Here is a 9643-nt window from a genome sequence, read left to right as displayed (position 1 = left end):
CGGGGGGGCGGCCTCGGTTTAAACTACGTTTTTTTTTCTGTCGAAACCGTGTGGGCCGCGGTGGTCGTCGGGGGGGTGCGGGGTGGCCCCGTTTGCCTTCGGGCACCCCGTCGCCGGTGGCCCGGACCGCCGCTCCCCCAACGGTCCGGGCCACCGCGCTGGCAGTCTGTCAACGCCGCGGTACGGGCGCCAGATGCCGGGACCGATCTGGGACGGCGGGACGGCGGAAACGGGCTGACCTGCGGGGATGTTGCGGTCTTGGGACGGCCGATAGGATGCAGCCCGCCCCGACACCTGGAGAGATGACGGCGATGCCGCACCGTCCCGGCGAGCTTGCCGCGCTGCTGACCGCGCTGAAGGACCGCAGCGGGCTCAGCTATGCCCGCATCGGGCAGAAGACGAACCTGAGCAAGTCGGCGGTGCACCGGTTCGTCGCCGGGGCGGCGGTGCCGCAGGACTTCGGCACGGTGGAGCGGATCGCCACGGCGTGCGGGGCGGACCGTGACGAGCTCGACCGGCTCTATCCGCTGTGGGCCGCGGCGCCGCGACAAGCCCCGGCCGCCACCGCAGACCCGGCCGCCGGCTCAGAACCCGCCGCCGGCTCAGAACCCGCCGCCACCGCAGGACCCGCCGCCTCGTCGAAGGCCGCCGTTGCACCGGTGCCGCGGCGCCTCGCCCTGTACGCCGGGCTGGCCGTGGCGCTGCTGGTGCTGGCGGGTGCGGTCGCGGCGGTGTGGTGGCGGGGCAGGGAAGACCGGCCGCAGACCGCGCCGCCGAGCGCGACCCCGCAGTGGATCAGCGGCCCGAGCTGGACGCTGCCCGCGCGACCGGTCCCGCCGGAGTACTTCGGGGTGACGATCAACAGCGCGACCGGGCACATGCCGGGGTTCACCATCGGCGCGGTGCGCCTGTGGGACAGCGAGACGGGCTGGTCGCGGGTGAACCCGGCGCGGGACCGGTTCGACTGGACGATCCTGGACCGGCTCGTCGAAGGGGCCGCCGCCGCCAGGCTGCCGGTGCTCTACACGATGGGCGGCACGCCGGCCTGGGCGGCGCCCAACGGCAAGCGGTCGGTCTACCCGGACAACGCGAAGTCGTCGCCGCCGGACGACCTGGCGGTGTGGGACGCGTACGTCAGCGCGCTGGTCGGCCGGTACAAGGGCCGCATCGCCGCCTACGAGCTGTGGGTGCTCGCCAACGACGCCCGGATGTACACCGGCAGCGTCGAAACCCTGGTCGAGATGACCCGCCGGGGCAGCGCGATCATCCGCGCCACCGACCCCGCCGCCACCGTGGTGTGCCCGGGCATGGGCAACCTGTGGAGCGCCGAGGGCCAGCAGGTGCTGCGGGAGTTCGCCCGGCTCGGCGGCTACGAGTACTGCAACGCCGCCGCCGTCAAGCTGCACCAGCGCTCGCCGGAGGACCCGCCGGAGACGATGCTGGAGCTGACCACGCAGATCGACCGGCTCTTCCACGAGGCCGGCCTGCACCCGCCGCTGTGGAACACGGGCACGACCTACGCCATCCCGCTGGAGGGCCAGCTCGACCGGGCCCGCGCCCGCGACTACGCCGTCCGCTTCTACCTCGTCGGGCTGCTCGCCCGCACCACGAACCTGTACCGCATGTACTTCTACAACTGGGGCGGCACGAAGATCCCCATCGTGCTGCAGGCCGACGAGGGCGAGCCGACCGAGGCCGCCCTCGCCGTGCAGCAGTTGCAGCGCTGGCTCGCCGGAGCGCAGATCCGCTCCTGCGGCCACGGCCAGCCCGCCGGCCTGCCCGAGCACGCGTGGCAGTGCGAGTTCATCGTGCCGACCCCGGCCGGCAACCGGCGCGCCGTCATCCGCTGGACCCACACCGGCTCGGTACGCCTGCACGCCGAGGCCACGGCGGAGGCGCTGCTCCGACTCGACGGCACGACGGAGCCCCTGGTTGGCGGCGCCGAGCTCACCCTGACCGAAACCCCCGTCATGATCCGCTACAGCGACCTGTGACATTACTCCCAGACCTCCGGCACCCTGCGCCGCGGCGACCCGGGCCAGATCGAACGACACCGCTGCACCGCTGATCGCATTCGTCAAGAGAGAGTCAAGCCCGGAGAACCGCACCGGCGGGATCGACTCCGATCTCGCCGGTGCGGGCAGCGATCGAGCAGTCCCCCGTCGGCTGTGTGGGTCAGCGGCGAAGAATACGTCCAGCTCAGAGCTCGGGCGGCGGCGAATACGGCTGGCCCTGTACGGGGTGCAGCCCATGACCCTTCGGCCGCGGTCCGGTGGTCACCGTGACCGCTGGCCCGATCCGACCGATCATCCCTTCCGCCCAGCCGCACCATCGCGCACTGGTCCCTGCCCCCGTCGGCCCGGGGCGGCTGCGTGGTCCGCTGCCGCTCGCCCGGCTGGCGGAGCGCCCGGCCGGAACGCTCCGGTTCGGGCTCGCCACGATCGACATGGTGGCGAAACCTCGTCGGCTGCCGGGCACGCGAGGTGCGCTCGCCGACGCGAAGCTCGCCGACCTGAACGCGGCCGCAGCGTCCAGCGGCAACGATCCGGAGGTCGACGTGCTGCTGCTGCGCCTGCACACGGAGACAGCATGCCGGCGGGGCGGTGCACTCGCGTTGCGGCCGGCGGACCTGGATGAGGAGCAGTGTCTGATCCGGCTGCGGGAGAAGGGCGAGACGGAACGGTGGCAGCCGGTGTCCCCGACCTTGATGCAGTATCTGCTGCAGCACGCCAGGGAGCGAGGAGCGGATCGAGACAGTCAGCTGTTGCGCTACCGTAACGGAACCCCGATCACCCGCCGTCGCTATGACCACCTGTTCACCAGGATCCCCCCTGGTGACGCGGCGCGGTCGCCGGATCACCGGGACGGCGACGGCGCCGCCCCGCTGCCGCCCACGCAGGGCCCGGGGCACTTCGTGAACACGATGGCCCGGAACTGCAGCACCGTCTGGGAGCCCCGCGACACCGCCTCCAGCCCGCCACCGCCACGGCTCTGGATGAACCCTCCGGGCTCGAAGGTGAGGTCGACGACGTTGCGAAGCCCGGCCGGGGCGGAAGGCTTCCGCCCCGGCAGGGTCCAGGTGCCGACCGCGTCGATCCGGTCCCGGTTCCTGTCGAAATCGGGGGTCAGCGCGCTCTGGAAATCGAGGAAGTACTCCGGCGGCACGTTCAGCCCCTGCATCGTGCCGTCGGCGGCGAACACGAAGGTGGCGTCCCGCCCCGCGTTGCGCCAGGCGCCGACGACCATCTCCGGGGTGACGTCCACGGCCAGGGCCCGGGCCGGGGTCCGGCCCGGCCCCGGGTCGGCAGTCTGACTCCCACAGGCCATCAGTACCAGCGCCACCAGCGCGAGCGCCATCTTTCGCATCGACTGTCCTTCCGTGCCACTAGAGGAAGTTCTTCGCCACTTTCAGCGCGGCGTAGATCGCGGCCGAGCCGAACGGATCGCGCTTGTTCGGGTTGCCCCAGGGGACACCATCTCGCGTGCCGACGTGCTCGGTTGGCTGGTTGTCCGCGGTGAAGGGCTCGCGCCATCGCACGGATTGCTGCAGCCAGTGCTCGCCCGGTCTGGCGTCATGGCCGTCGCCGGCCGACAGGTCAAGACCGTAATCCGCCACTTTGCCCTTGTCGAGTTTGGCGGAGTTCAAGGTACTGGCGTTCGTCAGGTGGAACTCGACCACCGGGCCGCCGTTCGCGTCCTTGCCGACGACCTGCCACGTCAGGTCGTAGGACCCGAGGAATGACGCCGCTTCCTGCATCCCCTGCTCCCCGAACGTATAGATGCTCATGGCGGTGTTGTATGCATTCCATTCGCGCTCTTCCGGCGTGAACCTGGCGAGATGGAAGTCCGTCGTCGTGTGGCCGTACAACTTCCCGGCGGCCAGTTCCGAAGCGATGATCTGCCGTGCCACGTCGATCGTGTAGAGCTGCTGGATCTGCTCCGTGAACGGGTCACCGTCCTGGAAGTACTCGGTCGTCGAGCATGCCTTCGACTCGTCCTCGCAACCTTCCATCTCGTTCAGCACCCATTCGACGCCCAGGTCGTAGGCCGTCTTGTAGTTCTTCGGACGGCAGTACTCGGGGGTCGCGCTGGAGCACTTCGGCTTCGGGTTCCCGGGAGGCGCCGCGGGCGGCGGACTCTGCGGGTTCATCATTTCGTCCTGGCTGTTGGGGTTGGTGCCGTTGGGGTCCGACTGCACCAGCGGGCTGTTCCCCGAATACCCGTACCCGTTCATCTGCTCCGGGTTGTCGACGTCCAGCACCGGGTCGGGTGAGATGAACCGCCCGATCACCGGGTCGTACTCGCGGGCGGAGAGGTGGACCAGGCCGCTGGCGTCGACGGTGCCGCCGAGGAAGCCCCGGTCGTCCGGCCACGCGGCCGGCGCGGCGCCGCGGACACCGCCGTAGGGCAGGGTCCGCCGCCAGGCGATGGCGCCGGTGGTCGCGTCGATCGCGCAGCTGTTGGTGTTGTGCGGGTCGGCGACCGTCCAGCTCAACGCCGACGGCGTCCGGGTGGCGATGCTGTACCCGGCGAACGTGTAGTACCGCGTGCCGGTGACGACCCGGGTCGCGAGGTCCAGCCGCAGCTGCATCGTCCCGAGGTACAGCGTCGTCGCGCCGGGTTCCTTGCGCAGCAGCCGGTTGCCCGAGGCGTCGTAGACGAACGTGGTGCCCGGGCCGCTGCCGCTGGAGTACGTCGCCAGCTGCCCGTCGGTGTTCCACTGGAACGACTCCGACTTCGCCGGGTTCTGCCGGGTCAGCAGCGCACCCCGCTCGTCGTAGGTGTAGTCGGTCGTCGTCGCGGCGCTGCCCTGGTCGATGGAGCTCAGCGTGTGCGGCTTGGGCTGTCCGGTGCCCGCGTAGTGGTAGTTCGTGGTGACACCGGGCCCGGCGACCGGGTAGTTCGTCTCGGTGAGGCGGCCGCCGCCCGCGTCGAACGTCCACGCCTGGTGGTATGGGGCGGGTCCGCCGACCCCGGTCGAGGCCGCACCGTTCGGGCACCGGGTCCAGTCGGCGGTGGCCGTGCTCCACGCCTCGGTGAGGTGCCGCGACCCGTCGTAGAGGAAGCACTGCGTGTCGACCGGGCCGCCGGCGGGCGTGTCGGCGATCGCGAGGACGTTGCCTGCGTCGTCGTACTTGTAGTGCTGGTCCAGGTCGACCGCGGCGACGTCCTGGCGGTCCAGGCGGATGCCGCTCTGCCGGTTGGTGCCCCGCTCCCAGCTGAAGGTCAGCCACGCCTTCTTCCCGGTGCCGTTCCACAGCATCATCCGCAGCAGCTCACCGGTGTCGGCGTAGCTCGTCGGGTTCTCCTGGGTGCTGACCACGTAGGAGTTGAGGCCGGTCATGGACAGCGGCCGCTGCAGGTTGTCGTAGCCGAAGACCAGGTTCTCGGCCGGCAGTCCACCCGCGGCCGGCATGCCGATCCCCTGCACGCTGTCGTCGGCGTTGTACGTGGAGACGAAGTCGTACGTCCTGGCCAGTTCCGTGCCGGCGTCGGCCGGGATGGTGTAGGTCGTCTTCGTCACCCGGTACAGGTTGTCGCGCTGCGGATAGGTGATCGTGTACGCGGCGCTGCCGACGTACCGGACCGTCCCCGCGACCTGTCCCTTGTAGAAGGTGTCGTAGACGGTCGCGGTCTGCTTGACGGATCCGGTGACGCCGACCTTGCCGAGCCAGGTCTCCGTCAGGCGGCCCAGCTTGTCGTAGACGTTCGAGGTCAGGACGTGCCGGGCGTCCTCCACGGTGGCGATCCGGTTGAGCTTGTCGTACGTGAACTTCGTCGTTCCGGCGTCGGGGTCGTCGGTCTGGATCAGGTTGCCGCGGGGGTCGTAGGTGTAGCTCCAGACGTTGCCGAGCACGTCGGTCATCGACGCGACCTTGCCGTTCGGGCCGAAGGAGTACCGGGTCGTCTTCGACGGCCCGGACGCCGTGTGCCCGGCGTACTCGATGAGTTCGGTGGTGTGGCCCCGGGCGTCGGCCACAGTCGTGCGCGGCACCCCACCCATCGGCGGCACCGTGCTGGTCCGGGCACCGTCGTAGCTCGTCGTCGTGCGCCACTTCTCGTCGCCGGCGACGGTGAAGATGTCGGCGATCTCCCGGTCGGCGCCGTCGTAGAGGTGCTTGTTCGCCCCGTTCCTCGACCCCTCCGGGACGGTCAGCAGCAGGTCACCGGCGACGCCCTGCACCGAGTAGGGCTCGGTCTGGGTCTCCACCTTGCCGTTGCGGTAGACGGTGTCGATGAGCAGCAGCGTGTTGTTCGCACCCGCGGACTGCATCTGGCGCACCCGCAGCTGGCTGTCGAGCAGCTGGTAGGTCGTGACGTACGTGCCGTCGTTGCGCACCTTCGCGGTCGAGATGACGCTCGGCTTGTCGGCGCGCAGCAGGTAGCTGTACTTCGTGTTCGGCGTGTCCGGGTACAGCGACCTGGGCCGGGTCGGCAGCCAGACGCTGATCAGCCGCCCCAGCGGGTCGTAGGCCAGGTCGGTGCGCTTGCCGTTGACGTCGATGACCGCCGTCGCCTGCCCGAACGCCCGGGACGTGTCGGTGGCCGTGCTCTGCAGCATCGGGTTCTTGACCGTGGTCCGGACGCCGAACCCGTCGCTGTAGACGTAGGCGTTCTCGGTGATCGACCCGCCGGGGTCCTTGACGGTGAGCTGCCGCCCGTACTCGTTGTAGGTCATGGTGGTGGCCAGATACTTCGTGCCCGTCGCGTCGACCGTGTCCAGCGACTCCGACGTGGTGATGTCGCCCTTGCCGGGTGCGGCGCCGTAGGCGAGGCCGTCGAAGGTGTTGCGGTCGGAGCTCAGCAGCTGGGTGACGCGGTCGGTGATCGCGTCGCACTTGACCGAGAACTTCTCCGTCAGCTTCGGCAGGTCGTACCGCCAGGTGTTGCCGTTGTCGGCGTACTCCATCGTGGTGCACACGTCGTCGGTGGTGGTGCCGACGTCGCCCTGGTCGTCGGTCTTGACGGTGCGGCCCCAGGTCTGGTCGAACGTGCTGTCGGTCCTGGTCTCCCGCCAGACGGGGTTGCCCTGCGCGTCGGGGCTCAACGCGGTCCACACCCGCTGCGACGCCGTCTTCGTCATCGTCGCGTGGCGGGTGCCCCAGTCCTCCGTCTGGGTGTGGGTGTACCAGAACTTCGGCTCGCTCACCGTCTTCGAGATGACCTCGGCGCCGTTGTAGGTGACCGTCTCGTACTCGGTGCCGCTGAGTTCGTCGGCGTCGGTGAAGACCGTTCCCGAGTCGGTGGTGACCTTGACCGACCGGTGGCCGCCGCCGGCGCCGGCGGGCTTCTCGTCGCCGTCCATGCCGCGCAGGAAGTAGTGCTCGACCTTCGTGGTCAGGGTCTGCAGGTCGCCGGTGCGCACGGTGACCTTCGGGTAGCCGCGCCACTGCGACCAGGTGAGGTCCTCGGCCTTGGTGATGCCGTCCGGGTCGGTCTTGCGCCAGGCCGCCCCGACGATCGGGTCCTGGGTGCCGAAGCCCTGGTTGCCGTACTCGTACACGGTGCGCACGTCGGGGCTGCCGCCGGTCGGGTCCGAGGCGATGACCTCCTGGACGACGTACTTGTGGAACCAGTCCGTGAGGTCGTCGTCGGTGCCGAACGGGTTCCACAGCACCGGGTAGCAGCGTTTCGTGCTACTGCCCGCCGTGGGCAGGCTGCCCGCGGCGCAGTCCGCCGGGGCGTAGGTCACCTGGATCTGCGCGCCGGTGTCGGTGATGACCGAGCTCAGCCGGAACCGGTTCAGCGGCGCCAGCATGTCGGTGTCGGTGTCGATCCGGTTCGGCAGCTGGATGCCCACCAGCTGCACCGGCGGCATCGTGGCCGTGCCGCCGTAGAGTCCGGCGTGGTCGATCTTGTCCAGCCACAGGGTCTTCGAGCCGTCGCCGTTGTCGGTGTACGAGTGGCTGAGCGTCCACTGCTCGACCGGCGTCCAGCCGCTGCCCTCCCGGATCTCGGTGGTGATGCCGGTCAGGCGCTTGCGGGTCCAGAACGTCGGCGCCGCCTGGGTGTCCTTGCAGTGGGTGCCGAGCGCGCAGTTGCGGTCCCACGGCACGTCCGGCCACGAGGCGGCGGTGTCGTCGGTCAGCTGACCCTCCGCGCAGGTGATCACGCCGGCCGCGATGCAGCGCTCCGCGGTGTCGAAGCGGACGCGGGCCGGTGCGTTCGTCGTGTACACCTGCCCGTCGCGCTGGCCGTAGTCGATCCGCTTGAGCCAGCCGCCGCGCACGTAGGTGAGGCCGTTGGCGTCGGTCTTCGCACCCTTCGCGTACGCGTTGAGCTCCTTGCCGTAGTAGTACGAGATGACGTTGCCGTGCGGGTCCTTGACGTAGTCCAGGTTCCACCGCCAGCCCTGGTCGCAGAACGAGTCCAGCCAGCCGGAGCTGTTGTAGCAGGGCTCGTTGACGTCGTCGCCGGAGACCGGGATGGTCCACGCCGAGTTGGTCTCGTCCTTGTTCGCGCTCCAGCCGGGCAGCCGGTTCAGGCCGAAGTAGTACTCGGTGCCGCCGGTGGTGGTGACCTTCCAGTATTCGCCGTCGTTGTCGCCGTTGGTCGCGCCGGTCTTGCGCTCGACCTTCGTGCCGTCGTCGCTGGACAGCTTCCACAGGTTGTCGTTGACCTTGATCAGGTCTCCGGAGTGGCCGCTGAGCATGATCGAGCCGTTCTGGAAAGCCCAGCACTGGTCGTTGTAGTGCTCGTGACCGTCGTCGTCGCACGCCTTGTACTTGCGCTCGATGTAGCCCGGCTCGTACGTGAAGCCTTCGCCGACCCACGAGCCCTGGTTGTTGGTGGCGGAGGTGCGCCCGTCCACGGTCTGCGAGGAGTAGCTCAGCGTCGTCTGCGGTTCCAGCCCGCCCGGCGTCTTCGGTGCGCGCATGTCGTAGCTCCACGACAGCCCGCCCGACGCGAGCGACACGTCCCACTTCGAGGACGGCGACAGCTTCGTCGCGTCGTAGGTGCCCTGGGCGGAGGTGTCGCCGGCCTCCGCGGCGAGCACCGTCATCGCCTGGCCGGCGCTGACGGTCGCGCCGAGCTGCCGCTGCGCGGTGTTGTTCGACGACGACACCGGGGTGCGGACCTGGCACTCGGGCCGGTCCGGGGTGGTGAGCACGCAGGCGGGCAGCTCGACCAGGTGCAGCCGGGCGCCGTAGTCACCGCCGTACGCGTCGGCGAACCCGCCGTAGGCGAGCTTGACGTTGACCGGTCCGGCGGAGCGGCCGCCGTCGGCCCGGTGCACGGTCAACAGGGTGCCCTGCACGCGGGCCTTGATCGCGGCGGCGTGGTCGAGGACGCCGAGGCGGACCTTCGACGGCACGAGGTCGGCGGAGATGGAGCCGCGGCCGGCCGGGACAACCGCGTCGGCCGACACCTGCAGCCCACCGACGGTCGCGGTCTTCGCGCCGGCGGTCAGGTCGAGGTCGATGCTGGCCGCGTCCGGCCAGTGCACCGGCGGCGCGGCCCGCAGCGCAGCGGCGGCCGCCGGGTTCGCGACCACCTTGCGCTGCACCTGCAGCGGCTTGGCGATCGGCGCCGCCTGCCGGGGCACGGCCGGTGGACGCCTTCATGGAGGCCTGGTCCGCCCACCGCAAGGGCCGCCACCACCGCCTCGTCGTCACCGGCACCCCCCCCGTCCCCCTCCCCG

General features: G+C 70.2%; 3 protein-coding genes. 1 reads left to right on the top strand and 2 read right to left on the bottom strand.

Translation table 11 applies throughout. From position 1 onward, the window contains the following. Positions 1 to 311 precede the first annotated feature (311 nt). A complete protein-coding gene (locus AB0J72_RS58430) occupies positions 312 to 1994 on the top strand; it encodes a helix-turn-helix domain-containing protein (protein ID WP_363417783.1) in 1683 nt (560 codons plus the stop codon). Between the two features lie 862 nt (positions 1995 to 2856). On the opposite strand, the gene AB0J72_RS58425 is transcribed toward AB0J72_RS58430, so the two are convergent. Both AB0J72_RS58425 and AB0J72_RS58420 read right to left on the bottom strand, forming a co-directional pair. After that, on the bottom strand, positions 2857 to 3366 hold the full coding sequence (locus AB0J72_RS58425; RefSeq protein ID WP_363417780.1) for a hypothetical protein: 510 nt from the start codon (positions 3364 to 3366) through the stop codon (positions 2857 to 2859). Between the two features lie 19 nt (positions 3367 to 3385). Beyond that, complete coding sequence (locus AB0J72_RS58420; RefSeq protein WP_363417777.1) at positions 3386 to 9547, bottom strand: RHS repeat-associated core domain-containing protein; 6162 nt, start codon at positions 9545 to 9547, stop codon at positions 3386 to 3388. Between the last annotated feature and the right edge of the window lie 96 nt (positions 9548 to 9643).

This window comes from Dactylosporangium sp. NPDC049742, assembly GCF_040674675.1.
Classification (GTDB): Bacteria; Actinomycetota; Actinomycetes; order Mycobacteriales; family Micromonosporaceae; genus Dactylosporangium; species Dactylosporangium maewongense.
The sequence above is the reverse complement of the archived record's forward strand: the minus strand, read 5'-3'. Positions and strand labels throughout refer to the sequence as shown.

What these genes read in the sequence shown, in the direction of transcription:
- AB0J72_RS58430 (WP_363417783.1), top strand. Translation starts at nt 312, where the DNA reads ATGCCGCACCGTCCCGGCGAGCTTGCCGCGCTGCTGACCGCGCTGAAG.
- AB0J72_RS58425 (WP_363417780.1), bottom strand. Translation starts at nt 3,366, where the DNA reads ATGCGAAAGATGGCGCTCGCGCTGGTGGCGCTGGTACTGATGGCCTGT.